The organism is Spongiactinospora gelatinilytica, from assembly GCF_003236385.1.
Classification (GTDB): Bacteria; Actinomycetota; Actinomycetes; order Streptosporangiales; family Streptosporangiaceae; genus Spongiactinospora; species Spongiactinospora gelatinilytica.
This window is the reverse complement of record NZ_POUA01000806.1, coordinates 1-649: the sequence shown is the minus strand read 5'-3', so window position 1 is coordinate 649 and position 649 is coordinate 1. Positions and strand designations below refer to the sequence as shown.

Annotated in this window: 1 pseudogene; it reads right to left on the bottom strand. The window is 76.0% G+C overall.

The features are described 5' to 3' along the window. Positions 1-614: pseudogene (locus tag C1I98_RS39515) on the bottom strand (FG-GAP repeat protein); the annotation flags it as partial. Between the last annotated feature and the right edge of the window lie 35 nt (positions 615-649).

Here is a 649-nt window from a genome sequence, read left to right as displayed (position 1 = left end):
GGGGTGCGGTGGGGGCTCAACGAACTGCGCCGCACCCCCGAGTAGCTCCCCCTGCCGTTCAGCGGGTCGAAGACGACCGTCAGTGCGCCGGTGTCCAGGAGGCCCTGGCCGTTCTGGTTTCCCGTGCCGTCCTCGTTCTCGTGCGGCGTGCCGACCGCCAGGTCCACCCCGGCCGGGTCGCCGGTGAGCCGGTCCAGGGCCACCGACCAGCCGAACATGTCGCCCGCCTCGCTGTTGCCGGGCACGCCCTGGCCGTTCTGGGTGATCCGGGTCAGGGCGGTACGGCGGCCGGCGGGGAGGAGGTAGGTGGCTCCGGCGTCGTGGACGCCGTCGTCGTCCTCGTGCGGCGCGCCGATGGCCGCCACGCCGCCGCCGTCCGGGCCATAGGCGACGGACCAGCCGAAGTGCGCGTCCAGTTGGGGTTCGCGGGCGGTGATCCGGTCGGTGCGGCCCGTCCCGCCGTACACGATGTACGCCGCGCCCGCGTCGCGGATGCCGCCGACGTCCGCGTACGGCGCGCCCACCAGCAGGTCGGCGCATCGGTCGGCGTCGAAACGGCCGATCGCCACCGACCACCCGAACGCGTCGCCCGCCGCCGCGCCGGGCGCGCTCACCGGCACCGGCCTGCCGCCCCCGGGGCTCCCCCTGT